Annotated in this window: 22 protein-coding genes and 1 riboswitch; of the genes, 17 read left to right on the top strand and 5 right to left on the bottom strand. The window is 42.5% G+C overall.

Going from position 1 to position 25,382, the window contains the following annotated elements:
• The first annotated feature begins 8 nt into the window (after positions 1 to 8).
• The 7 genes from H7992_RS21080 to H7992_RS21050 all read left to right on the top strand — a co-directional run bounded on the left by H7992_RS21080 (position 9) and on the right by H7992_RS21050 (position 4,637).
• Positions 9 to 1,001, top strand: a complete 993-nt coding sequence (locus H7992_RS21080) for a rod shape-determining protein (RefSeq protein WP_067214073.1) — start codon at positions 9 to 11, stop codon at positions 999 to 1,001.
• Positions 1,002 to 1,045: 44 nt separating this feature from the next.
• Entirely contained in the window at positions 1,046 to 1,885 is an 840-nt protein-coding gene (locus H7992_RS21075) for a flagellar hook-basal body protein (protein WP_187045915.1), read from the top strand.
• Positions 1,886 to 1,915: 30 nt separating this feature from the next.
• Entirely contained in the window at positions 1,916 to 2,752 is an 837-nt protein-coding gene (locus H7992_RS21070; RefSeq protein WP_187045914.1) for a flagellar hook-basal body protein, read from the top strand.
• 113 nt (positions 2,753 to 2,865) lie between these two features.
• Positions 2,866 to 3,192: a DNA-directed RNA polymerase subunit beta gene (locus tag H7992_RS21065; RefSeq protein ID WP_082786736.1), complete on the top strand. Its 327-nt coding sequence runs from the start codon at positions 2,866 to 2,868 to the stop codon at positions 3,190 to 3,192.
• Between the two features lie 51 nt (positions 3,193 to 3,243).
• Positions 3,244 to 3,690, top strand: a complete 447-nt coding sequence (gene fabZ / locus H7992_RS21060; protein WP_067213080.1) for a 3-hydroxyacyl-ACP dehydratase FabZ — start codon at positions 3,244 to 3,246, stop codon at positions 3,688 to 3,690.
• 85 nt (positions 3,691 to 3,775) lie between these two features.
• Positions 3,776 to 4,162, top strand: a complete 387-nt coding sequence (locus H7992_RS21055; RefSeq protein ID WP_187045913.1) for a hypothetical protein — start codon at positions 3,776 to 3,778, stop codon at positions 4,160 to 4,162.
• 97 nt (positions 4,163 to 4,259) lie between these two features.
• Complete coding sequence (locus H7992_RS21050; protein ID WP_067213073.1) at positions 4,260 to 4,637, top strand: hypothetical protein; 378 nt, start codon at positions 4,260 to 4,262, stop codon at positions 4,635 to 4,637.
• Between the two features lie 304 nt (positions 4,638 to 4,941).
• Here the strand turns inward: H7992_RS21050 and H7992_RS21045 are convergent, their stop codons facing one another.
• Positions 4,942 to 5,385, bottom strand: coding sequence for a YwpF family protein (locus tag H7992_RS21045; RefSeq protein ID WP_067213070.1), 444 nt, complete (start codon positions 5,383 to 5,385; stop codon positions 4,942 to 4,944).
• Positions 5,386 to 5,657: 272 nt separating this feature from the next.
• Here H7992_RS21045 and H7992_RS21040 point away from each other — a divergent pair, with 272 nt between their 5' ends.
• Positions 5,658 to 6,098, top strand: a complete 441-nt coding sequence (locus H7992_RS21040) for a single-stranded DNA-binding protein (RefSeq protein WP_187045912.1) — start codon at positions 5,658 to 5,660, stop codon at positions 6,096 to 6,098.
• Between the two features lie 532 nt (positions 6,099 to 6,630).
• Positions 6,631 to 6,792 carry a hypothetical protein gene (locus H7992_RS21035; protein ID WP_156476111.1) on the top strand — a complete coding sequence of 54 codons (162 nt, stop codon included), beginning with the start codon at positions 6,631 to 6,633 and terminating at the stop codon, positions 6,790 to 6,792.
• Between the two features lie 74 nt (positions 6,793 to 6,866).
• Here H7992_RS21035 and H7992_RS21030 read toward each other — a convergent pair whose 3' ends face one another.
• Positions 6,867 to 9,608, bottom strand: coding sequence for a DEAD/DEAH box helicase (locus H7992_RS21030; protein ID WP_255428514.1), 2,742 nt, complete (start codon positions 9,606 to 9,608; stop codon positions 6,867 to 6,869).
• Complete coding sequence (locus tag H7992_RS21025) at positions 9,605 to 11,185, bottom strand: SWIM zinc finger family protein (protein ID WP_187045911.1); 1,581 nt, start codon at positions 11,183 to 11,185, stop codon at positions 9,605 to 9,607. The genes H7992_RS21030 and H7992_RS21025 overlap by 4 nt, the downstream gene beginning before the upstream one ends.
• A 149-nt stretch (positions 11,186 to 11,334) precedes the next feature.
• On the opposite strand from H7992_RS21025, the gene H7992_RS21020 reads away from it, so the two are divergent.
• The 6 genes from H7992_RS21020 (at position 11,335) to H7992_RS20995 (ending at position 21,952) form a co-directional block, all read left to right on the top strand.
• Positions 11,335 to 11,700 (top strand): hypothetical protein, encoded by a 366-nt coding sequence (locus H7992_RS21020; protein ID WP_067213056.1) that lies wholly within the window; start codon positions 11,335 to 11,337, stop codon positions 11,698 to 11,700.
• A 96-nt stretch (positions 11,701 to 11,796) separates the two neighbouring features.
• Positions 11,797 to 12,252 carry a transcriptional regulator gene (locus H7992_RS21015; protein WP_067213053.1) on the top strand — a complete coding sequence of 152 codons (456 nt, stop codon included), beginning with the start codon at positions 11,797 to 11,799 and terminating at the stop codon, positions 12,250 to 12,252.
• 971 nt (positions 12,253 to 13,223) lie between these two features.
• On the top strand, positions 13,224 to 13,919 hold the full coding sequence (locus H7992_RS21010) for a hypothetical protein (RefSeq protein WP_067213048.1): 696 nt from the start codon (positions 13,224 to 13,226) through the stop codon (positions 13,917 to 13,919).
• The gene (locus H7992_RS21005; protein ID WP_067213045.1) at positions 13,912 to 15,210 is read left to right on the top strand and encodes an efflux RND transporter periplasmic adaptor subunit; all 1,299 of its coding nucleotides are present in this window, start codon (positions 13,912 to 13,914) and stop codon (positions 15,208 to 15,210) included. Before H7992_RS21010 ends, H7992_RS21005 begins: the two co-directional genes overlap by 8 nt.
• A 165-nt stretch (positions 15,211 to 15,375) precedes the next feature.
• Positions 15,376 to 15,846, top strand: a complete 471-nt coding sequence (locus H7992_RS21000; RefSeq protein WP_067213042.1) for a general stress protein — start codon at positions 15,376 to 15,378, stop codon at positions 15,844 to 15,846.
• Between the two features lie 526 nt (positions 15,847 to 16,372).
• The gene (locus H7992_RS20995; protein WP_187045910.1) at positions 16,373 to 21,952 is read left to right on the top strand and encodes a S8 family serine peptidase; all 5,580 of its coding nucleotides are present in this window, start codon (positions 16,373 to 16,375) and stop codon (positions 21,950 to 21,952) included.
• Positions 21,953 to 22,103: 151 nt separating this feature from the next.
• On the opposite strand, the gene H7992_RS20990 is transcribed toward H7992_RS20995, so the two are convergent.
• Positions 22,104 to 22,418 (bottom strand): DMT family transporter, encoded by a 315-nt coding sequence (locus tag H7992_RS20990; RefSeq protein WP_067213040.1) that lies wholly within the window; start codon positions 22,416 to 22,418, stop codon positions 22,104 to 22,106.
• A complete protein-coding gene (locus H7992_RS20985; protein WP_187045909.1) occupies positions 22,418 to 22,759 on the bottom strand; it encodes a DMT family transporter in 342 nt (113 codons plus the stop codon). The genes H7992_RS20990 and H7992_RS20985 overlap by 1 nt, the downstream gene beginning before the upstream one ends.
• Positions 22,760 to 22,834: 75 nt before the next feature.
• A riboswitch (guanidine-I (ykkC/yxkD leader) is annotated at positions 22,835 to 22,933 on the bottom strand.
• Between the two features lie 239 nt (positions 22,934 to 23,172).
• Here H7992_RS20985 and H7992_RS20980 point away from each other — a divergent pair.
• Both H7992_RS20980 and H7992_RS20975 read left to right on the top strand, forming a co-directional pair.
• Positions 23,173 to 23,790 (top strand): 3'-5' exonuclease, encoded by a 618-nt coding sequence (locus tag H7992_RS20980; protein WP_187045908.1) that lies wholly within the window; start codon positions 23,173 to 23,175, stop codon positions 23,788 to 23,790.
• 98 nt (positions 23,791 to 23,888) lie between these two features.
• On the top strand, positions 23,889 to 25,049 hold the full coding sequence (locus tag H7992_RS20975; RefSeq protein ID WP_187045907.1) for a polysaccharide deacetylase family protein: 1,161 nt from the start codon (positions 23,889 to 23,891) through the stop codon (positions 25,047 to 25,049).
• Positions 25,050 to 25,382 lie beyond the last annotated feature (333 nt).

Raw genomic sequence — 25,382 nt, 5'->3', positions numbered from 1 at the left:
CAGAAACAATGTTTGCAAAAGATATTGGAATTGACCTCGGTACGGCCAACGTCTTAATACACGTTAAAGGAAAAGGGATTGTTCTAAACGAACCCTCAGTCGTGGCAATTGATAAAAACACGAATAAAGTACTGGCAGTCGGAGAAGAAGCAAGACAAATGGTTGGTAGGACGCCTGCCAATATTATTGCGATTAGACCTATGAAAGACGGGGTTATCGCTGATTTTGATGTAACTGAAGCTATGCTTAGCCACTTCATTAATAAATTGGACGTTAAAGGATTTTTATCAAAACCTAGAATTCTTATCTGTTGTCCTACAAACATTACGAGTGTTGAACAGAAAGCCATTCGGCAAGCCGCTGAAAAATCGGGCGGTAAGAAAATTTATCTTGAAGAAGAACCAAAAGTTGCAGCAATTGGAGCTGGAATGGATATTTTCCAACCGAGCGGCAACATGGTTGTCGATATTGGTGGAGGTACAACGGATGTCGCTGTTTTATCAATGGGAGATATCGTTACATCACGCTCGATCACTGTAGCTGGAGATACTTTTGACAACGATATTACACAATATATTAAACAACATTATAAGTTGCTTATCGGAGAACGAACTGCAGAAAATATCAAATTCAATGTTGGTACGGTTTTCCCAGGCAGTCGAAAAGAACAGATAGACATAAGGGGACGTGACATGGTTTCGGGACTTCCCCGCACTGTGACAATCCATTCAGATGAAATCGCTGTAGCTCTAAAAGAATCAATTTATATGATTGTTCATGCAGCGAAAAATGTCTTGGAAAAAACACCACCTGAATTGTCTGCTGACATTATCGATCGTGGCGTATTTCTTACTGGGGGCGGAGCATTATTGCACGGCATCGACCAATTACTCGCTGATGAATTGAAAGTACCTGTATTCATTTCAGATAATCCGCTCGATTGCGTTGCAATTGGGACAGGCATTTTATTGGAGAATATGGATAAAATATCTAACCGTTAGAAATTGTTAACAACTCTAATTTTGAAGTAAGAGGAGGTGGACATATGTTCCGTGGATTTTACACAGTTGGATCAGGGATGATTGCACAACAACGCAGAACAGAAATGCTGGCGAATAATATGGCGAATGCCAACACGCCAGGCTTCAAGGCGGAGCAATCGGTGATTCGTTCGTTTCCTGAAATGTATATGTCGAGTATTAACACGGCAAAAATCCCAACAGAAAACGGCTTTCAAATGAAGGGCTTATCTCCGGTAGGTTCAGTTTCAACGGGTGTTTACATGCAGGAGACGTTGCCATTATTCACGCAGGGACAATTGCGCGAAACTGAGCTGACGACCGATATCGCTCTGATTGACGGTCGCTTACCGATTGATGCAGAAACAGGAACTCAGGGTGCCATCTTCTTCAGACTTGAAAATGAAGGTGGAAGTGAGCAATATACAAAGAACGGTAGTTTCACACTTGATCCAAGCGGTTTTTTGACAAGTGCAGGTGGCGCCTATGTTCTTGATAATAACGGGCAACGGATTGCCTTGCAAAACGATGATTTTCGTGTAACGGATGAAGGCATAATTATGGACGGCGACACGGCTGTCGCAACACTTGGTATTTCATTTTCACAGCGCCCTGACATGCTTCTGAAACAAGGAGATGGCATGTTCGTGACAGAAGGCGGCGAAAACCTTGCAGCCGCAAACGGCACGGCAGGCGTTACCTATTCGATGCAGCAAGGTTATCTCGAAGGTTCCAATGTTGATGCAGCACGAACGATGACGGACATGCTTACTGCATACCGTGCATTCGAGGCCAATCAAAAAATTCTTCAAGCCTATGACCGCAGCATGGAAAAGGCAGTAACGGAAGTGGGACGTGTCAACTAATGACATGCGATTTGAAAGGGAGCGGGATGCATGATACGCACAATGACGACAGCAACAAATACGTTGAGTCAATTGCAAAGTCAAATGGATATAATCGGAAATAACCTTGCGAACATTTCAACGAATGGTTATAAAGCAAGCGATGCTAAATTTCAAGAGATGTTATACCAACAATTCAACAATGACAAAGCAGATACTGCGCCGCGTCAATCACCTACCGGCATCCGCTACGGATCAGGTGCTGTACTTGGTCAATCACAGATGAACTGGAAAGCGGGTTCATTGCAAATGACGGGCCGCGAACTCGACTTTGCACTGACTACACCAAAACAGTATTTCAATGTCCTAATGCCTGACGGAGGCGGGGAACAAACTGTCTATACACGTCAAGGGAATTTTTACATTTCTCCAGTTGCGAACGGGCAAGTGATGCTTGTAAATGGTGAAGGATATCCGGTTGCAAACAGTGCAGGATTACCAATTACATTTTCCGATAATGTTACAAATTATACAGTTAACCCGGGTGGGAATTTGCAACTGACAAATGCAGACGGAACGACGCAAACAATTGAACTGGCTGTGACAGTGATGGAACGCCCAAATTTGATGCAGCGTTTATCGGGAACAAATTTTGCATTGCCTGAAAACTTGGCGGATCTTGGTGTCACGCAACAGCAAGTTCTAACTGAACTACAAGGTGCTGCGCGAAACGTAATTGGATTGGAAGGTCAGGCACTCGAAGCATCGAACGTTAACTCACAGAAAGAGATGACGGATCTCATTAGTGTGCAACGTAATTATCAATTTAATGCGCGGGCAGTGACGCTTGCAGATCAAATGCTCGGTCTGATTAACGGCATCCGATAAGTTCTTGATAAAAATAGTATCGTTCGGCTCTGAAGTGTATGAGACAGACGAAAAGGGTAGTCTACCTGTATCCGGTAGCTATCTGATGACCGGACAATTAGGGAGTACTGAATATGACAGATGAAAAAAGAAACAACTTGAATTCGAATGATTCAAGGAAAAAGGAGAGTGCACCGCCTTTAATTCGGTCTACTCGTAAAGAACGCGGAAGACAAAATAAGCCGGTGGAGGAAACTCCACCGAAAAAGCAATTTTGGGTCCAAATTCGCATCCTTCCAATTTGGCTTCGTGTGATACTTGTTCTCTTGCTTCTAGCCGGTGCAGCCTATCTTGGTGCCTTGGTAGGATACAGCAGTATCGGTGATGGGGATTCGAGTGATGTCTTTAAGAAAGAAACTTGGATTCACATTATGGATATCATTAATGGGAAAGAGTCGTAAAAGACTCTTTCGTTTTGAATAGAAAAGTACTGAAATGTCAGGAGGATGACTATGCTAACAGCAGAACAGATACAAGCGATTTTGCCGCATCGTTACCCGTTTCTTATGGTAGACCGGATTCTTGAGGTCGAAGAAGGAAAACGAGCAGTAGGCATAAAAAATGTGACAATCAATGAAGATTTCTTCAATGGACATTTCCCAGGTTATCCGGTTATGCCAGGCGTTCTTATTGTGGAAGCGCTCGCACAAGTTGGTGCCGTCGCTTTATTGCAAAAAGAAGAAAATAAAGGACGTCTTGCCTTTTTTGCCGGGATTGACAATTGTCGCTTCAAACGGCAAGTAACGCCAGGTGATACGTTAAAACTCGAAGTGGAAATCACACGACTTCGCGGTACGATTGGTAAAGGTAAAGCAATCGCAACGGTTAACGGAGAAATCGCATGCGAAACAGAAATTACGTTTGCATTAGGTCCTATAGTTTCAAAAAATGGGAACTAAATTTGCGAACACCTTGAAATTTGGTTACAATGGTCATTACGGTGCGGTTACAATGCACTTCTAAAGTGGGAGGTAACAAATCAGTATGTTTAAAGATCTTTCTCCAAATTTAAAAAGTAGCATTACTAGGTCCATCACACAGACATTCGAACAATACATGAGCGATATCGAGTGGTCCGGTGAAAAATTCAGTATCGATGATTATATCGCCAGCTGGCGTGAATATATTACCGTAAAAGCACTCTGGTATTCAAAAATTCCAGAAGACATGAAAATTGATCCGGAATTCCATGAAGACCTCGCGCAGCGTATCAATGAAATCATCGCCCGCATCCTCAGTGAGCCGCCATCTGAAGAACAGATTGTGGAGATCGAAAGCATGCAGGAAAAGCTTGATACTCATTACGAGTATCACTGTAAAGCCGAAGCGGTATACATTGACACATTGCTAAAAAAATATTTAGAAGCTTAAAAAAGAAACATGGATAGTTCCCTCATTTCGGGCAAAGCTACGAAGTATCATACAGGTTTGTGTGATAGACGGCTTGTGGAGAGGAGGGAATCTTTTCATGTTCAAAAAAGCGATACCACTTGTTCTTATGTCGGGACTAGTCCTTACAGCTTGTGCAAACAACGATGCAGTTCCGAATAACAACGAAACTCCAATGGAAAAAGTGGAGGATCGAACGAAGGACATAACACCGGAAGTGAACGATGAGCAAACAGGACCGAATATGGATGGTCTCGAGAACGAGAACGGCACCGGTGTGGATAACGGAGTCATTAATAACAACAATGGAGTACGAAACGATGTCATCGAAAATGATAACAACGCGACTCCGAATGAAGGCGTTATTAATGATGGAGAAACGAACACGAATACACCAACTGGTACAACTAGCGACAAAAATCTAGATCGGAACAAAACGAATGGAAACAATCGTTAACCGCAAGCCGTGCGGGAACCGCCTCGTAACACTAGAGGCGGTTTTTTTATGCAAAAGCGCAGGGCGCCGCCCAGACGCGACAGGCATAAGGCAGGTAAAAGGAAGGCAGTCTAAGTTCGCGACGTCGTGTCGCAACGACTGCATGACCTGCATCCCACAGGCCCAAGCGGCGTCTTTTGCCGTACAGTCGGGCTGCCTTATGACCCGAGCGTTTGGCGCCCGGAGTCTAGCCGTATACAAAAGCGCAGTGTGTCTTACAGTTTTTCTCAACAAAAAAACTGCCCGTATTCCAGGCAGCACGAAGTCATTCATTCTCTTTTTCTTGATCCTTTTTTAAACGTGGTCGAGAGCGCATATCGGATTCGAACCGCTGTAGCAATTCGGCGCCGCCCATTCCCTCACCAATCAATTCTTCCAGCAACTGTTCTGCATACTGTGCACGTGCTCTTTTCAAGCGGCCTTTCATTAACACAGAGACATTATCCCCAATCAACTTAACCCCTTTGACAGCAACGCGAAAAGCCGCAGGTTCATTTTCAGGATAAGAAATAACGACTTTCACTTCAAGTAATTCTTCATCAGCCATCCACTTTTCAAAAATGGGTTGATGTTCCTTATCAATGAACATCTCCAATATCCACATACGGTGACTGTTCTCCTGATTGATTATAATTCCGTCTATGAGAGGGAAATCCAGCATACGCTCTTCGTGTAATATTCCGACAGACAACATTTTGAATGTTTTCATCGGTATCCACCTCAATCTTTTTCCTTTTATTATACCATAGGCACAAATTTCATCGACAAACTTAAAACATGGCAAACTTAAATTATTGACGAATCGGATAAATTCAAGTCTGGCATAAGGTTATGCCGTTTATGTAGATAAATGTAACTTCGTAGTTAAGCAAATAGGGTTTTTATAGCGAATAATAGACTGAAAATTGGGATATCGAATATTGCACAAATTATACTAAACCAAGTAAGATGAAATTAATAAACGAGAGAGGAGGTAATCGATTGAATCAAGTTGCACTGGTTGGACGTATCACAAAAGATCCAATTCTGAGAAGAGTATCAGAAGGAAGGGTACAAACAAGTTTTGTACTTGCTGTGAACCGCAATTTTAAAAACCAAAAAGGAGAAGTGGAGACAGATTTCGTACTTTGTACGCTGTGGGGAAAGGCGGCGGAGAATACTGCTAAACATTGCGGTAAAGGATCTCTAATCGGGGTAGGCGGGCGCATTCAGTCTAGGTCCTACGAACGCGAAGACAAGAGTAGAGTCTATGTAACAGAGGTGATTGCTGAGGATATCCGGTTCATTTTAACGAAAAAACGCACCAATGACAACTTGTATAGTGAACAGGTAGGTAGAATGACACTTCCGGTGGAGGAGAAAAGTGATGCTGAGCATTTCAATCTCCCCAGCCGTGAAACAGAAGGATTACCGATTTTTTGACCAGGCACAATGATACATAAAAAGCCGGGGAATGGTCGTGAAAAGGAGGGGATAGACTAGCCGGACGACAAACCGGGGCGGTACCGACAACTGAAAATGGATAGGTAGTAAGCAAAGCTCTTGTTAGTGGAACGCAGCCCAAGAGGAAGGTAGTCTAAAGTCGCCGCGTATTGCGACAACGACTGCATGATCAGCATCCTGCTGGCCTTGACAACTAAGGGGGATGGGGTTCAATCCGCCTAGGCTGAATGACCTGTATTCTGTAGGCGCTAATAGGCTATATGTGAGGAAAAGAAATAACCGTACATGTCAACAGAAGGGGTTCTGCCCATGTTCGGTCAGAGTGAGAGTAAAGTATCGCGAACAGATGCTCAGTGGCGTCTGTTCGCGGTAAATAAGGGAATGTAACGCTAATATCCGATGGGGTCGGATATCTTACGTCGAAAAACGCTAATGGGGATCCCGAGGACGGAGGCTGTTTCCGTCAATGGGATCCACACAAGCGGATTATGAAGAGAAAGGAGTGTGGAACATGACTACAATTAAAAAGGACATGAAACGGATGGAAATGCAAATTGAACAATTAATCAGCATTGTAGCCAATCAGAACAATCGCCTGAATCGAATTGAAGACCTAGAAAGGAAGAAAAAATTCGGAACTGTACATATTATTCCACTTGCGGAACGTGTGTAAGAGGATTCGACAACGGTAAGTAAAAAGACCCCAGTGCCACTGGTGGCTCAGGAGTCTTCTTACATAGCATAATTTTAGTTGTCAAACGATAATAGATCGTCCAGTTCCGTTTCGGACAAATCAGACAGCCATTGACTTGATTGGATGAGATCCGCGGACAATGCGGCTTTCTCGACAAGCATCTTGTCGATTTTTTCTTCAATAGTTCCAATCGTTACGAACTTATGGACATGTACAAATTTTGTCTGGCCTATGCGATATGCACGGTCGGTAGCTTGATTTTCGACGGCTGGATTCCACCATCTATCTGCATGTAATACGTGGTTTGCACCAGTCAAGTTCAGTCCAGTTCCACCTGCTTTTAACGATAAGATGAAAATAGGGAATTCGCCTTCTTGGAAAGCCTCGACAAGCCGGTCACGCTGACCTTTCGGCATACTGCCTGTCAAGAATGGTACATCGATTCCATGAAGTTCAGATAAGCATTGACGAATAAGTTGCCCCATGCCAATGTATTGCGTGAAGATAAGGCATTGTTCCTTATTAGCAGCGATTTCAGCTGCCATTGACACAATTAAGTCTAGCTTATTGGATCTAGATAGTAATTGTGTTGCTGGAGCGTGCGGCTCTTTCAAGAATAAGGCCGGATGGTTACAGAGCTGTTTTAATCGGCTAAGCATTTTTAAAATAAGGCCTTTCTTTTCAAAACCGGTAAGTGTCTGCAACTTGAATTTCGTTTCTTCAAGGAAACTTTCATATAAGGCAGCCTGTTCAGTCGTTAAAGGACAATATTCATTTTGCTCAAGTTTTTGTGGAAGATTCAGCTGTAAATCGGGATCACTCTTCGTTCTGCGTAGAAGGAACGGACGGATTTTTGCTCGTAGCTTCCGCTTATCCGCTTCAGAATCATCACGTTCAATCGGGATGATGAAGTTATCCGTGAACTTGCGGAAACTGCCGAAGTATCCTTTGTGAATAAAGTCGAAAATCGCCCACAGCTCTGATAAACGGTTTTCAATCGGTGTACCGGTTAGTGCGATATGATGCTTGCCGCGAAGTTTTCGGATGACACGGGACTGTTTTGTCTGCATGTTCTTTATGTTTTGTGCTTCATCCAGTGTAATGCTGGCAAATTCCGTTTCTGCTAGCATCTCGCCATCCTGTGAAGCAGTACCGTATGTTGTGAGAACGACGTCGGGCTTCAGTTGAGCCATTAGTTCTTTAAAGCTTTCGTCTTTTGCACGTAATGGGCCATAGTGTGTATGGACAGAAAGCGTTGGTGCAAACCGTTCAATCTCTTTCTGCCAGTTGCCGAGAACACTCGTCGGACAAACGATGAGTGACGGTGAATCTGTATCAGGTCTTGCATGGATATTCAGTAAATAGGTGATAAGCTGAACTGTCTTACCCAGTCCCATATCGTCGGCAAGACATGCACCAAAACTATTATCACGCATAAAGGTAAGCCAGTTATAGCCGTCTTCTTGGTATGGTCGAAGTTCAGCAAGTAAATCCTTTGAAATACCGGCTGCTGGAAGCCCCTTTTTATCGGCTAGCATTTCCATATAGCCTCGAAGCGACTGGTGCATAGTGAAAGCAAAAAGTGGGTCATCGATATCTTCGTCCTCTTCAAGAGGAACAATCTCTTCCGGTACGTCTTGGAACAGCAGGTCTTTAACAGTCCACTCCCCAGCATCCGCACGATCCATTAAATCACGAATTTTTCTGAGCCAAAGGGGATCGATATGGAACCATTCATCACCAGAGCGGATGTATTCACGGTTTTCATCGACAAGCTTACGGAATGAATCCTGATCAATTGGATTACCAGCAAGAGAGAAATTCCAATCGAAAGATAGCACTTCGTCCAAGCCTGTAGCCGATTTATACGATTGTATGCCCGCGTTCGTTCGAATACGCAATTTTGATTCTGTCACCGATTTCAACCATGCAGGCAGGATGACAGGATAGCCGAACGATTGAAGTAGCGGAAGGTCTTCTTTAATGAATGTCCGTACTTCCGGATCAGACATCGGTGTGGACAAAAAGCTTCCGCTTGAAGCAAGCTCTACAGAGCCAAGGAATGATGTCATTTCGGATTGCTTTTTCACAACTTCATCTGCGAATGGTTTCCATTTAGCAGGAAGCGCATCAGCCGCAGGTGCATTCACTTTCCGGGCGGCAGGTGTCCAGTGCGCACCGCGTTCGCCGATAATAACCGTTTCAAGAAGCCATTCCGTATCTGTCTCGGCTTCTGGTTCAGTTAAGCGGAAGGCAACACTGATTGGGATTGTGGAAACGGATTCGCCCGGCCAGCCGTACATCCGTAAATGGGGTAGCAGGGAAGCTAGTAGATCGGGATTGATAGCAGATGCAGCAAGTTTGCTGCTGACTGCTTGGCTGATAACGGCCGCAGCCCCTTCTGATATGCCCGCTTTGCTACCGTCAAAACGAATAGTGTTACCGTCTACTTCTGCATAATTCCATAGATTAGGGTCGGTCCAGGCGCTAGTTGCCTCACGAATTGAAGAAAGCTGAGTATCGTCTGCATTCGTCAGTCCAACGAATGTAACATAGGGGTGCATAACAGAAAAAACTTGAAGCAGTTGGTCTGCTTGTAAATAAGCAACTTCATCATCCATATTTGCAAGAAGCCCGTAAAGTGCACGCTCATTGTTGAAGAATAGGAAGGAAACAAGATCATCTGGGGCGACTGGCAACCCTCTGCCATCTTCAGCGGCAATGGAATATAGTTCGTCTTCCATCAAACGGATGCTCAGACGAAAAAGGCGGTTCAATGTGAATGTTCCTGTCATAAGTTCAAATTCCCTTTCTCCATTTCTTCCATCAATGCGCGTAGTCTGCGGTTTTTTTCACGCACTGTATCGATATATTGATTCCAAAAGTCAGCTTTTCCGCTTTTCTTCGAACCAGTTTTCATTTGTTTAAACAATTTGACGGCGCGTCGATAACTGTGACGGTTCTTTTCTTTGATGAAACCCATAGCAAATGTATGGAGTAGGGGCAAGACGGCTGATGGATCCGAAGCCAGTGCGACCTTTAAGCCACCCGCTTCTGCGCCGTCATATGAAACGCCGTATCTATGCATGAGAGCCGCCCATTCGCCGAATCGTTCACGTTCAACCAAAAAGTCAGCGTAAACATCGATGCCGGGTTCACCATATTGAGCAAACATGCTTTCACGTAATTCTTCCGAGAAATCTGCCGCTTCGAATAAACCATCGATGTCCCGCACGAAAGCAGGACGAGATGAAAGTGAAACAGAATCACTTACGTAATCGCCGATGAAGGGCAACAAAGCGTGCATAATTATAGATAGGGCCTTGGTTTCATCATTATTTTCCGCTAGTTTTGCAAGCGGTAGCCATGTAGCAACATTAGTAGCTGTTACATGTGTAACGAGTTTCGCTAACTCATCATGTTCTCCTTGAATCAAGTGGAAAAAGGCGATGAAAATTCGAGCTTCCTCTGATTCTTCATTCGTGAGAATCGTTAGTTCAGTGTCTCGGGCAGCTCGAAAAGGAAATAGTTGCTGCCAAAAAAGACGATAGACTTGGAATCGCTCATGGAAGAGCCCGGAATTTCCTAGGGCGAATGTTCGAACGAGACTTTTCACCCGTTCATGAAAAGCATCTGCTTCAAACAGTTTCGGTTTTGCACCGATTGCATTGACGCTATCATTCAGCTTTCCGAGCTGTTCCGTCAACCAGTTTTGCACATACCACTTCCCGTAGAAAAAGGAAGTTGGTTCACCGCCGAGATGGCCTTTTACATACGTCCATCCAGCATCCAGTACATGTAATCGATAATAAAGTTCAAAAAGAGGTTTCCATTCATATTCAAACGGAATAAGCGGAGTAGCTTTTTGATCAATTATAGAAGATTCGTGGATGAATACACCCGGATTTTCCGCAACTTCAATTGCACGAAGCGGCTGAGTTAAGCGTGTCAGGACGTCGATCCATGCATCTGGGGTACGTTCTGAAATGGACAGTGCCATCTGTTGTGATTCAGTTCTGCGCCATTCGTGTAGCCATTCGCTCAAAGAATTGTGTTGTGAATAAAGATGAAATACGACTGCAATTCGGTGCGAACACCAGCCAGCGTATCCGCATGTACAATTCGCATCTACTTTGTTGAAAGAAAGGCGCACGTTTTCTGAGTCTACGCCAAGGAGAGTAGCTATTACTGCGCCTTCAGATGGCGCATACCTATAGGAATTGGTGGCACCATTTCTGACAAGAGCCACAGCACGTCTGATTTCGAGTGCATTGCGTTCTATATCTGGCCGTAGGGCATGTTTAATTGTATTCATAAATTCATTTATTTCATTTTCGTGCAAGTAGGATACACGTTCGACAGTCATATTCATCGGACCACTCCCTAAGAAAAGCATTCCTTCTATTATACCGCTTTTCTCCAGTGAGCGGAAATGAAGTTATTCCATATCTTGTTCTTTTGTTTGTTTATCTATAAAAGTAAAGAGCATATTCGTTAAAAAGCCGAAGAAGGAGTGAGGAATTGGAGAAGATTGTTCTATACGTACCTGATTTGGAGTCTCAGTTTCATCATAATAAAGAGTTTCAAGAAAGTATTACTCCATTATCATGCACGATTTCTCCCATCATTAATCATATCATCTACGAATCTGTGGAACGTAAATTATATTTTCGCTCGGTGGCATTTGGAACGATGGAATTTCAGTTTGTGCTGCTCGACTTTAGGCGTAACAATATTGTGTTCGTGAGAAAGAGGGATTCTCCCGGAGATGTAAACTGTGGCGTATATGAATGGTTATCATCATTGAAATTTCAATTCGAGCCAAGAAAGATGTCATTTGTAATGGAAAGGCCAAACGATAATTATGTGTTGCGGCAACATATATAGATGAATAGCATACTATAATAATAAACTGTTCACAAACTAGCCACAGTTGTGATAAACTAATAACAATCAGAATATTCTATATTGGAGGGGAGAAAGATGCTATCAGTTCAACGAATGACACCATTTTACACGAGTCAAGAAGATTTTCAACTCAGACTAGTGTTTGCTTATCAATACTTTTCCATTCTTAAAGGGGGGGACGTATTTCAATTCATCCCGTCAGAGGGAAAAGAAATTGTCATTAATACCAAGAGTTTGCAAGTCGAAAACCTCGGCGAAGTATTCGTTTTCCAACGGGGGAACCGATTTATTCGATTACCGCTCTACCAATTGCTCCTTATTTCAGATCTTCATATCCATTTGACCACTATTCTTGAAGGAACGATGGGGCTGGAAATGGAAGTAGAGACGCTAGAAGTCGTAACATTAGAAGCGGTGGGTATCATTGAACAACTGGAAGCCGATAACAGGTTGCGCATGATTGATTATGCACTCGAAACAGACAACATACAAATGTTCAATGAACTGACGGAAGGACTGCAGCAAAATTGAAAAGTGAAACTTAACAAACACCTGTCGTTAGCGGTTAACGGTAGGTGTTTTTTTATTGCCCTGGCACCTTATATAGTTCAACCTGTAATGAAGTAAAGAGCCACAATGAAAATGGTGGAACCTGTCAAACCAAAAAGAATGTCTTGCCATGTGAATGCAGAAATTCCCTCTTTATTCATAGCTATCCGCCCCTTTGTCGATTTCCCGGGAAATAAGCCGGTATTTATTCCCCAATAAATCATTCAGTTTTAGTAGAAAGTATAATTTTTTGACTTAGAATAGTGTCTAGCTCTAGCTCTAGCTCCAGCGCCTAGCCCCGCGAGTCGCTTCAGTCCTGAAGTTAAAGGCAAATTGCGCCTTTATCTTCAGACCCTCCAGCGCTTGTCGGGTCTACCAGGCGCCTTCCGCTTTTCTTATTGTCTAGACTCCAGGCGCCAGCCGCTCGGGTCATAAGCAATCCAGCTATGTAGCAAAGAGCGCTACGTCGCTGGATCGACTTATGCCCGTCACGTCTACCAGGCGCTTCTGCTTTTCTTAGAAGAATGGACAAAAAGTGCGCTTCTTAAACATGTTTTATATGTTTCTGCAACCCATTAAAGAAGGATAATAGTAAAAAAACATTGCTTACTAGCATCCAAACATTGCAAATCTCTCAATTTTTGCTAAAGTAATCATAGTAGATCAATTACGTCTCGGCGTAAATTCGCTTGGATTTTGGATTGCGCTTGAGCACGTCCAGTATCCGTGCTTAGGAGTTCGGGTCATAAGTCAAAGCTACTCTGTGGCAAAATCCGTCACGATGCATCTTCATCTTATGCCTGTCGACCCTAAGCTTTTGAGAGATTATCTCGTTTCAAAATTTGTACTATCCGCCGTGGGCTTAGGTCGACGGGGAGGAATTGTAGTTTAATCTTCTTTGTTAAGGTGACTTCATCAAATTCAGCAATAGTGAGCAGAAAGGGATTACCGTAATGTTTTTTGACTTTAAGTTTTGGCATTTCTTGACGAATCCACATCAGTTGGCAAACCAACTTGAAAATTCTTCAATGCGCGGCTTCAAAAAACGTGTGTTATTCATAGCTTTTTTCGGTGTTCTTTTATTCGCCGTTCGTGATATATGGGGAATGAATACAGAGTCAATCACAGCACTCCTTTCCACAATGACCACAACAGACTATACAATTGCACGATATGTATCAGTACTTGGTGCACTCATGTGGGCCCTTATGTATATGGCGTTTCATTTCTTTGGTTTTGCATACATATTAAGTCGATTGACGGCAATTCCGTTTAAAAAGTTATTACCTTTACAACTACTTGTGACGGGTATTCTATTACTCGAGAAAGCAGTTTTGCTTCTTGTCTTTACGATGAAGGGAGCAACAACAAGTGTTTCATTCCTATCATTTGGTCCACTTGCGATAACATTTCTCGATTCCTGGTATATCATTCTATTCCTCAATCAATTGACAGTGACAACTGCACTTATCATTGCACTTCAATCACGGTTTATCGGTGCGTATACGGGTCATACCGAACGCAAAGGGTTTATCTGGATACTTATAGGAATCCACGTAGCAATGGCACTTATAGTTGCGGCTATTGGATTTATTCCACTAGAAAGCTTGTACCATTCCTTTGTAGAAGGGGGTGTTGGTAGTGAATAAAGTGACGAATATTGCTATCGCTGTCGCAATCAGTGCATTTCTAGCAGTGAATTTTTATCTGCTATTTTCCGATAAAAGCGTCATCACCAAATCAGTATATGTCGAACGCTATGAACGTATGACAAGCAGTGATCACCGAGAGGAGCTCGCTAAAGAAGGCTTTGTTGCTCCCGAAGAAACCTATACAGTATACGTCGGTAATGACGATACGGTAGATTCGTGGCTAGTTAAAGAAGGCGATCCCGTTACAGTGGGGGAAGAAATTGCTATTCTACAAACAGAACGTGCAGAAGGACAGCGCGCTGTTTGGGAAGCCGAACGCGAGGCTCTTCAACAACAGACATCATCTGTTCGAAGCATGATATCAGGTCTTGAGTCTGAGCGGGAGGAAGCTCAATCGGATAGTTCTTCGAATGTGAATCGCAAAGATAACGTGTCGGAAAATACAACCGACAAAAAAGTGGAAGTAGGACTGAATGTTGATGTCCAGGTAGATGTGAAGCAGGACGGATCATTTGCACAGGCAATCGCAGCGGCTGAACAGGATCTTGCAGAAATTGAACGCCAACAAACAGTTGTTGAGGCGCAATTATCACAAAATCCAGGAAGACCTGCTCTAATTAGCCCTGTTGACGGTATAGTTTCTAAAGTAACGCGTACCGGTTCCACGCTGTCAGTTGATATTTTCAGCTCACAAAAAGTGATTGTCACATATGCAAAAAATGACGAGTGGCAAAAAATCCGAAATGGTGATCAGGTCTTAATCCAAGGGGATAGCATCGAAAATGCGGTAGAAGGAACGGTTCTTTCTGTTTCCGAGGCACCTGCAATCGACAACGAATGGCTCCAAGCCTACAAAGAACTCGACAAAACCAAAGTGAAGAATCCACTTGCTTATTATGAAGTACGAATTTTGACGGATGCTACTGATCAATCGGTGCCATTTGGAACAAATGTCAATGCAATCGTTATTGTCAATGAAGCGCTGGATGTCACTTCAGTGAAAGAAAAGTGGCTTCATGACTTGTACAAAGAAACGGCGTATGCATGGATAATTGATAATGAAGGTCGTGCTAAACAAGTGGCCATTGCGACACCGTTCACATGGGAAACTCGAGCGGTCGTGTCGCAAGGTCTCAATCTTGGAGATGTAGTTGTTTATGAACCTGAACTTGCTACGTATGGATATTCACCTACGGTATTCATGTCATTGCCTACAGAGTTGCCTTCAAAAAAACAATGGAGAGCATTCGGGTGGAAAAATTACGTGAAATATATACTTATAAGATGACATCAGAACCCCGAATCTTCGGGGTTTTTTGATGCTCTACTATTCTTTCGTTACGAAACTGTAATAGGAATGTAGCAATTGAAAGGTTTTAGAAGAACTAGAAAGGGTATTTTCAATACTAGCTAGCCAAATAGCTTATTGAAAAATACTAGGAGGCGTTATGAGATGGTAACACGACATGTAGTTGGCTATTATGATACAGAAACTGAAGCAATCGCGGCAATTGAAGATTTAAAAAGACAAGGATATGTGTCAGATGACATATCTGTTATGAGTAAACATACAGCAAATGCGGATGTTATTGCAGAAGAAACAGGAACATATGCAGCAGATGGTGCAGCCACAGGGGCAGCAACTGGCGGAATTCTAGGAGGACTTGGCGGCGTGCTCGCGGGAATCGGTGCACTCGCAATACCAGGAATTGGCCCAATCATCGCAGCTGGCCCAATTGTAGCAGGCATTACTGGCGCAGCTGCCGGAGCGGGAGTTGGCGGACTAGCCGGAGCACTTATCGGCATGGGTATCCCTGAAGAAGAAGCGAACCGCTACAACGATTACTTCAATGAAGGAAAAATCCTGGTCCTTCTTGATGGTGACTATTCAAGACCGAATGATCGATTTCCCCCAATCGTCTAATGTCATATAAATGCAGACAGCCACCCAATTTTAGTTGGGTGGCTGTCTGTTTGTGGTTCGGAGGCTGACAGGGGGAAGTTGTACATATGATTGGTTGGCTAGGAGATATGATTGGTCATGCAGCGATTATGATTGGTCGTGTAGATATATGATTGTTCTTGCAAAAGATATGATCGGTTTACAAGTTAAATAGTCGGTTGGTCGTGATATATGATCGTTATCCCACTTTGTAGTGCGTTAAATTTATTGATTTTCATTGAAAATTTTATGATCTGTCGCCCGTCGTTTCAGAAAAGCAGAAATTAGAGTGCTAGGACCATTGAATTGTTTCCACTATTATCCATAAATCGTATGGACTACTATTCTTTGATTCTTACGAAGTCCCTTTGAACGATTTTTTCAATAACGCATGATTTTCCCCGAAATACACGTTTTGTATCATATTAAATCTATTTTTATTATGATAGATTCTTTATGTCGCACTATTTTGTTAAGTGCGAATAAATGGGTAAAGGGGAGATGGGATTTGAAGAGGAATAATTTTACTAAATTTTTCAGTGCATTTTTAGCTCTTGCAATGGTGCTTTCACTACTAACGCCATTCACAGCATCGGCAAATGCAGAAAAGGCAAAACCATTCAAGCCGAATAATCACAGCGAAAGCATTATGCAACAGAAAGCAGCTATCGCCGAACAATTAAATCTGTTGGATGGTGGTTCCAAGTTACACAAAGACTTACAAGGGTTAACTGGAAATGGACAAGTCGCAGTTATTGTTCATTTATCCGAAAAGCCAGTTGCACTTGAACAGGGGATTAAAGAGTTAGCGGGGAAAACATTCACTTCTGCAGAAGCAACGGCAGTGAAAAAGAAAGTGAAAACGCAACAGACAGCTATGAAAAAAGAGATGCAAGTGAAGAACATTAATTTTACTGAGAAATTCGCGTACGATACTGTACTAAATGGTTTTTCTGCGACTGTACAAGCAGGAGATCTTGAAAAGTTACTGGCTATTAAAGGTGTTACATTAATTGAACCGGATACTGAAGTGCATGCATTTGAAGCTCCAGTTTCATCTGGAACGGTAGATGCAAATATGAACACCAGCATTTCATTCCTAGGAATTGAAAGGCTTTGGGCTGAAGGAATTGAAGGACAAGGGATTAAAGTCGCTGTACTTGATACAGGAATTGATAAAGATCACCCTGACTTTGCTGGTATTTATAAAGGCGGAAAGAACTTCATTCCAAATTCTGCTACTTATACAAGAACCCGTGCAGATAATGATGCATCGGAAACGTCACCTGTTGAACGACCAGCAGGAACGCCTGAATTTAGCGCAACTGGAAGCGCTTTCTATACATCACATGGTACGCACGTGGCAGGAACAATTGCTGCAATCGGGGCGAATCCGTACGGAGTTAAAGGGATTGCACCGAAAGTAGATCTTTACGCATACCGCGTTCTGGGAGCTTACGGTAGCGGATCTACTTCGGGAATCATCGCGGCAATTGAAGAGTCAGTTAAACAAAAGATGGATGTTATCAATCTTTCCCTTGGTGGGGGAGCAAATTCTGAAACTGACGGAGGTTCATTTGCCATCAATAATGCGATGATGGCCGGAACGATTTCCGTAATCGCAACAGGAAACTCGGGTCCGAAACGTGGAACGATGGGTACACCGTCGACAGCACGTCTTGGAATTGCAGTTGGCAACACAACGAATCCTGAAGCAAATTTTGACAGCAACGTACATGTAACAGTCGGAGACTACCAATTATCTAAAACCATCAACTTAATGGGAACTACATTTGGAGCAGATTTAACAACACAATTGTCGGGTGAATATGAAGTCCTAGCAGTGCCTGGAATGGGTACTAAAGCTGACTATAACGGACTCGACGCTAACGGGAAAGTAGCACTTGTCTCACGAGGAGATATCGCATTCGTCGACAAAATTGCCGTCGCAAAAGAAGCAGGCGCAATTGCAATTCTTATCCATAACTTTGCAGGCGGTTCAAATGCACCGAACGCTTCTGGAACATTCTTAGGAGATGCATTTGAATTCATCCCAGCTTATGATTTGTCACAAACAGACGGAGATGCAATTCGTGCAGCTCTTAAAGGCGGTCAAGGAACTGTAACGTTCAGTAATTTCAATAAAACAATGACAATTGGAGACAATGTCAACGATTCCAGTTCACGTGGACCGTCGACTCCAAACTTTGATATCAAACCAGATGTTAGTGCGCCTGGAACGAATATCATGTCAACAATTCCAATGTACAAAGCAGATTTTCCAGCTGCAAGTTATGAAGAAGCTTTCACACGTAAAACAGGTACATCAATGGCAACACCGCATATTGCAGGAATTGCAGCACTTGTTAAGCAAGCAAATCCAGGTTGGAGTGCTTTTGACGTGAAAGTCGCGCTATCCAACAGTGCAAAAATTTTAGATACGACCAAATACGATGTCATGTCTCAAGGTGCAGGACGTGTGCAAGCTTATGCAGCAGCACATCCGACTATCCTTGCATATGCAATGGATGAGGCAGTGTTGGATACAAGCGGTGAAATTGTCGACAATATTAAAGGGACAGTCACTTTCGGTCCTCAATCAATCAAAGAAAAAAACATTTCCGTTACAAAAGACATTCTTGTAAAAGATATGAAAGGTAACGGAGGAAATTATAATGTAACCGTCGATGTTACGAAATCATTCGAAGATGCAAAAGTGACCGTCGACAAATCAGCATTCACATTGAATGGTGAGCAATTGTTAACAGTTACATTAACGGCTTCGAAAAAAGCAAACGCACCACCAGGTTCCGAAATTCTGGGCTATATTCACATTAACGGTGAAGGCACTGAAGTTTCATTACCATTCGCAGCGGAATTTGGCGGAGCACCGGCATCTGCATTTGAAAACTTCGCAATCACGGAAACAGATCTTTCATTCAACAATGACGGTATAAAAGACTCGGCTGTTCTGTCATTTAAACTGACAGGCGATGTCACAACAAATTACATCGAACTATGGGATATCATGGATCCTGAAGGCGGAGAATATGGTGACGGCTATATCGGCTACTTACATGCAGGTACTTCGCTCGCAGCCGGTTCTTACACGCTTAACGTGGCAGGAAATTACAAACCTTGGACTGAAGGTGCAGCTCAAACAACAATTCCTGATGGACTCTACACAATTGACTTCACTGGACAAACAGTTTCAGGGGAACCGGCAATTCTTAGTGGCTACGTTGGCCCGGTCGTCGTGAAGTCTGAAGCAGGTACAATTGAAGGAGCACTTAAAGGCACAACAGCAACAGGTAAAATCATTGACAAGTATATTGACTACCAAGCTGAACTTGTAAACTATGATTTAGGTTATGACGTAAATACGAAACTCAAAGCAAGTTACGAAGTGATGGAAAACGACACGGTGAAATCGTCCGGTCCTGTTAAATTAGCACAAGACGGATCATTTACAATCGACGTTGGTACGTTAACAAAAGATAACAGTGTCAAAGTGAAATATGTTGACGCTGCAGGCAATGCCGCAGAAAAAGTACTAGTCGATGATGGAACCGGCGTCAAGTATTCTGTGGATAAAGAAGAACTAGCACTGCAAGTAGGCGGTACAGAAAACCTAACAGTAACTGAAACAACAACAAAAGCGGACGGAACAAAAGAAGACAAAAATGTCACAGCAGAAGCAACATTCGTGTCTGCTGATGAAAAAATTGTAACAGTTAAAAATGGTGCAGTAACAGCAGTCGCCGCAGGTAAAACAGCAATCACAGTAAGCTACAAAGAATTCACAGCAACAATCGCAGTCGAAGTGGCAGCGAAAGATGGTCAAGACCAAGTTACGTATTCTGTAAACAAAACGAATCTTACAATAGGCGTTGGTCAACAAGAACAACTCTTCGTCACACAAAAAACGACAAAGGCTGATGGTTCAGTCGTTGAAAAAGACGTAACAGGAACAGTGAATTATGATGTCGTCAACAGCGATATTGCAAAATTCGAGAAAGGTCTCATCACAGCACTTGCGGCAGGTAAAACGCAAGCACGCGTCATGGTTCCAGGACAAGAAGATATGTACGTTTACCTTGAAGTGACAGCAGCACCGCAAGATCAGGTTACTTATTCAGTTAGTAAAAAGAACCTAACAATCGGTGTTGGCCAATCTGAACAATTTTACGTCACCCAAACGACGACAAAAGCGGATGGCACAGTCACTGAAAAAGACGTCACAGGAAATGGCAGCTACAATGCAGTCAACAATAAAGTTGCTACAGTCAAAAAAGGACTCGTAACAGCACTTGCAGAAGGCCAAACACAAGTCCGTGTTATGATTCCAAACGAGGAAGTCATCTACGTTTACGTTGAGGTAGTGAAACTTCCTCAGGATATCATTACGTACAAAGTGAATAAAACAAATGTGAAAATGAATGTCGGCGACCAATTACAGTTGAAAGTGACAGAAACAACGCTGACTCCGAAAGGACAAACGAGCAAAAAAGACGTCACAGCAACAACTTCGTTCAAAGTCGTCAACAATAAAATTGCAAAAGTTCAAAAAGGTCTAGTCACAGCGATTACAGGAGGTCAAACACAAGTACTTGTCACAATCCCAGATCAGGATCCAATCCTTGTCTACCTGAACGTGAAAGGCGACGTAATCACCTATTCAGTCGATAAAAACAGCGTCGCACTTAAAGCAGGCGCAACTGAACAATTAACAGTAATAGAAAAAACAACAAAAGCTGACGGCTCTGTCACAGAGAAAAACGTGACAGCAGATTCTAAATTTAAATCTGTGAATTCTAAAGTCGTCACATTAAGTAAAGGGTTAGTCACAGCAGTCGGACCAGGCGAAACGGCCATCTCTGTCACACACTCGGACTTTACAACGACAGTCACAGCGATTGTCGAGCAAGACGTAATCACCTATTCAGTCGATAAAAACAGCGTCACACTTAAAGCAGGCGCAACTGAACAATTAACTGTAATAGAAAAAACAACAAAAGCTGACGGCTCTGTCAATGAGAAAAACGTGACAGCAGATTCTAAATTTAAATCTGCGAATTCTAAAGTCGTCACATTAAGTAAAGGGTTAGTCACAGCAGTCGGATCAGGAGAAACGGTCATTACAGTTTCACACCCGAACTTCACAACGACAGTCACAGCGATTGTCGAACAAGACGTAATAATCACAACAGAATTGATCACAAACCCAGCAGCACTTGAATTGGTAGTCGGGGAATCTTCTCGCATTTCAGTTCAATCGATTGAAACGAAAAATGGTGAGGCGACATCGACAGACGTGACAGAAATTGCTGCATATAGCGGGTTCGATTCAACGGTCATCGATGTTCAGCAAGGCCAAATCATTGCAGTCGGCGCTGGTGAAACAACAATTACAGCTTCTTACGGCAGTGACGTTGCAACCATTTTCGTCAAAGTCGATATGGTTTCAGTACCAGAAGTACCAGAAGTACCGGAAGCGCCTGAGGTACCTGAGTCACCAGGAGCTCAGAAATATATTGTTTCTGAAGCAGAAATTGCAGCTTATGTGAACGATAAACAGGCAAAAGAAATCTTCATTGCACTACCTGAAAATGGAGAGGAAATTGCAATCGAATTCAACTCAACAATCCTAAATACAATCGTTAATGCTAAGAAAGGCTTAGTCGTCACTAGAGGCGAAACGTCATTCTTCTTCTCGAAAAAAGCAGTCGAGAAACTTATGCAACAAGCAGGCGGTGATGCTACAATCACGTTAAGCGAAGCAAATGCATCTTCTATAGCAGATGCAATTTCAGAAAACTTTATCGTTAATCTTGAGGGCGGTACTGGCGATAATCGATTTGCGTTGAATCAATTCAATGAAAAAATCGAAATCGTTCTCCCGATAGACGCGTCTAAAGTGATCAAGAACAACAAAATAGCGGTACGAGATCTACATTCAACTAACACAATAAAAGCGAAATACAACAATGGAGTACTTGAATTCACAGCGACTGGTCCAGGTAGTTTCGTTGTGATCAATACTTCCACAGCGAACCGCGCAGGTAACTTTGTTGCTATCAGCTATTAATTAAAAAAAGGAGCTCATTGAGTTTGATATGCTCCCCGATTAGGTAGATAGATTAAAAATAAAAGCTGGACTAAAGATTTTTTTAGTTCAGCTTTTATTTCACTTAATAAAAAACAAATTAACTTCTTCCTATTACAATCTAAAAACTCTATCATGAGACGAGTTTTAGACCTATTGCAGCACCTAAGACCATGCCTATAAAAATAAGTCTTCTCCAATCTTTTGATTCACCATATAAAAGCATACCTAAAATTGCTCCACCAGACGCACCAATTCCTGTCCAAATTGCATAAGCCGTACCCATAGGAAGTGTTTTCATTGAATAAGCAAGAAACACAAAGCTTGCTCCAAACGCGAGAGTTAGAAATAGCACCGATTGCCAATTACGGTCTTTATGCAATTTACTTATCATTACAACACCAAACATTTCAAATAAACCTGCAACAATCAAAGAAACCCACGCCATTAAGATTCAGCTCCTTCTTTATCGCTATCTTGAGTCACTAATTTCAAACCAACGACTCCACCTAATAAAACCAAAATTAAAAGCACTTTTGCTAATTTAAATGGTTCATCAAAAAATATGATGTCGGAAAAAACTGTTCCGGCTGTACCTAGTCCAACAAAAACCGCATAGACAGTTCCAACAGGTAGTTTTTTTCCAGCCATAATCATTAAATAAAAACTAACGATAATAGCAATAATTGTTCCAGTCCAAGTCCAAAAGTCATTTGCATGTTTTAATCCAATAACCCAAAAAACTTCGAAAAAAGCAGCGATTATTACTTTAACCCAATCTGTATTCATTTAACTAACACCTCCGTTTATATTCGTGCCCATCAAAAACAAAAAAAGCCCAAGAGATAACTGTTAAAAAACAGTTCCTCCCAGGCTTTTATCCTTCCGTGACACAGCATAGCTGTGAGTTTTCTCTCGGACCAGACCAACACTGACAGTTGCGGAACCCTAGAAAACATTCAAAGTATGTAATTATCTTGTATTATACACACTTTTAAATCGTAGTCAAATGTACAACATTATAAACAAGATATGATTTTAATTTACCTCATGTACAATCACTTGTCCTTAATGGTCCGAAGTAGGCTGCTTTTTTTATCCATTTTATTTGAAGATTAAGCGCTATAAAAAAGGGTATTAAATAGTATAAGGAGAATTACTACTAAACAAAGGACAATAACCGAAAAAAAGGAAGTGCACCCATGACAAGCTGGAATACAGAAGCGATCGAATTACTTGAAAGGAAACCGAAGCAACAAAATTGGGGAGCAAGAAGAGCCGCAAAAGATAAGAAATATAAATCATCCTCCCAATTAGTGGATGATTACATCGTACTCGATTTTGAAACGACGGGTTTGCGTGCAGGCGCTGATAAAATCATTCAAATTGGTGCCATTAGGTATGTAAATCATGAAGTGAAAGACATGTTTAATACGTTCATCAACCCCTTCCGTCATATCCCAGAGACAGTTACACGACTTACAGGCATTTCAAACGAAACAGTTGAATTGGCACCGAGTATCAATCAAAAAATTGAAGAACTACTCGAATTCATCGGAGATTTACCAATCATTGCTCACAATGCATCGTTTGATATGGGTTTCCTTTATGCACTCGACAACATCGATGGCATAAGCATTCCCGAGTATATCGTCATCGATACCGTCAAACTAGCTAGAAAAAAGATCACCGAAGCCCCCAACCATAAACTAACCACATTGACCGAATTTCTACAGCTCGAACACGATGCGCATGATGCCATCGGAGATTGTGTAGCAACAGCAGCCATTTATCAATATTGCGTGAAAAAGCATTTTTAAAATAAACTCGCATAATCTACTAAGGCGGCTCTGACTGGCGGCAGATTTTTGTTAAGGTAAGAACAGGAAATTAAATGAATGGAAAGGGGGAAATTAAAGTGAGGAAAAATGTGTGGGCCATCTGTACAGCATTAGTTATAAGTTTAGTTTACGGCACAATTGTAGGCGAGGCAGAGGTGAAAAAGCCGACACATTACATAGGACTTCATGATCGATTATTGGACTTTAAAGACGTCCAGGTCATCGATAACGATATGAAGATCCCACTTAGCGAAATCACAAAAGTACTCTACATCCCAGTAGAAAAAGAAGAAGGCATCACTTATCTTCGAAAAAGAGGCACCGTTATCAGCTATGATGCTTCAACAAAATTGACATCGAAAGACGGTGTGGAACTCAGTTGGACTCCAATCGTCGACGTCAACGGCACGCTTTTCATTAGCGCAAAATACATCGCAAAAGTGACGGGATTCAAAGTAGAATACATCCAAAAAATGAAAACGTTGCGTATTTATCGTGATGACTACGAGCATATGAGCCATGCAGATTACGAAAAACATGTTAAACAATTGTTGGATGAAAAACAGCCGGCCAAACCACCAGTTAAGCCAGAAAAGCCCGGAGCGAAATCCGAAACAACAATCTACTTGACCTTTGATGACGGCCCCAATAAATTCACAACAATCAACAACGCAACACTGAAAAAATATAACGTCCACGGTACATTCTTCTTCCTAGGAAAACACATGAAAAAAAACGAGGACATCGTTAAAACAGTGGCTGGCGATGGTAACTACATCGGCACGCACAGCATGACACACGACAAAGACAAAGTATATAAATCCACCAAATCATTCATCGATGAAATGACCGAAGGAACCAAACTCATCAACAAAATGACCGGCATCGATGCTAAACTACTCCGTGTTCCATACGGTAGCAAACCGCACGTCACACCGGCCATGAAAAAAGAGCTCAACCAATACAACTACAAAATGTGGGACTGGGACGTCGACTCCAATGACTGGAAATACACCGACAAAGAAGCTGACAAAATCATTAAAAACGTCCGTGACGGTGTCGATAAAGCCAATAAATCCGGCGACCGTAACATCATCGTCCTGCTACACGACCGCAGTCAAACAGCAAAAGCCCTACCAGAAATCATCGAATGGCTACAAAAAGAAGGCTATACCATCAAAACATACGAACCCGAGCACCACATCATCCAAAACTTCCTGAGCGACACCACATTATAACCAAAAAACCGCCTCTTGCAGGCGGTTTTTATGTGCGGGAAAATGGGAAGCGATCATATTTCTCACGCAACCGAGCATATCCTGAGGCAATCGATCATATCTCTCGCGTAACCGAGCATATCCTCAGGCAATCGATCATATCTCTCGCGTAACCGAGCATATCCCAAGGCAAGCGATCATATCTCTCACGTAACCGAGCATATCCTTAGGCAATCGATCATATCTCCCGCAGAACCGAGCATATCCTCGGGCAAGTGATCATATCTCCCATTCAACCGAGCATATCCTCAGGCAAGCGATCATATCTCGCACGTAACCAAGCATATCCTCGGG

It is taken from the genome of Sporosarcina sp. resist (assembly GCF_014302295.1).
GTDB lineage: Bacteria > Bacillota > Bacilli > Bacillales_A > Planococcaceae > Sporosarcina > Sporosarcina psychrophila.
The sequence above is the reverse complement of the archived record's forward strand: the minus strand, read 5'-3'. Positions and strand labels throughout refer to the sequence as shown.

Bases quoted from the DNA above. Each gene is read 5' to 3' on its own strand.
- H7992_RS21080 (WP_067214073.1), top strand. From the start codon at position 9: ATGTTTGCAAAAGATATTGGAATTGACCTCGGTACGGCCAACGTCTTA.
- H7992_RS21075 (WP_187045915.1), top strand. From the start codon at position 1,046: ATGTTCCGTGGATTTTACACAGTTGGATCAGGGATGATTGCACAACAA.
- H7992_RS21070 (WP_187045914.1), top strand. From the start codon at position 1,916: ATGATACGCACAATGACGACAGCAACAAATACGTTGAGTCAATTGCAA.
- H7992_RS21065 (WP_082786736.1), top strand. From the start codon at position 2,866: ATGACAGATGAAAAAAGAAACAACTTGAATTCGAATGATTCAAGGAAA.
- fabZ (WP_067213080.1), top strand. From the start codon at position 3,244: ATGCTAACAGCAGAACAGATACAAGCGATTTTGCCGCATCGTTACCCG.
- H7992_RS21055 (WP_187045913.1), top strand. From the start codon at position 3,776: ATGTTTAAAGATCTTTCTCCAAATTTAAAAAGTAGCATTACTAGGTCC.
- H7992_RS21050 (WP_067213073.1), top strand. From the start codon at position 4,260: ATGTTCAAAAAAGCGATACCACTTGTTCTTATGTCGGGACTAGTCCTT.
- H7992_RS21045 (WP_067213070.1), bottom strand. From the start codon at position 5,385: ATGAAAACATTCAAAATGTTGTCTGTCGGAATATTACACGAAGAGCGT.
- H7992_RS21035 (WP_156476111.1), top strand. From the start codon at position 6,631: ATGACTACAATTAAAAAGGACATGAAACGGATGGAAATGCAAATTGAA.
- H7992_RS21030 (WP_255428514.1), bottom strand. From the start codon at position 9,608: ATGACAGGAACATTCACATTGAACCGCCTTTTTCGTCTGAGCATCCGT.
- H7992_RS21025 (WP_187045911.1), bottom strand. From the start codon at position 11,185: ATGAATATGACTGTCGAACGTGTATCCTACTTGCACGAAAATGAAATA.
- H7992_RS21015 (WP_067213053.1), top strand. From the start codon at position 11,797: ATGCTATCAGTTCAACGAATGACACCATTTTACACGAGTCAAGAAGAT.
- H7992_RS21010 (WP_067213048.1), top strand. From the start codon at position 13,224: ATGTTTTTTGACTTTAAGTTTTGGCATTTCTTGACGAATCCACATCAG.
- H7992_RS21000 (WP_067213042.1), top strand. From the start codon at position 15,376: ATGGTAACACGACATGTAGTTGGCTATTATGATACAGAAACTGAAGCA.
- H7992_RS20990 (WP_067213040.1), bottom strand. From the start codon at position 22,418: ATGGCGTGGGTTTCTTTGATTGTTGCAGGTTTATTTGAAATGTTTGGT.
- H7992_RS20985 (WP_187045909.1), bottom strand. From the start codon at position 22,759: ATGAATACAGATTGGGTTAAAGTAATAATCGCTGCTTTTTTCGAAGTT.
- H7992_RS20980 (WP_187045908.1), top strand. From the start codon at position 23,173: ATGACAAGCTGGAATACAGAAGCGATCGAATTACTTGAAAGGAAACCG.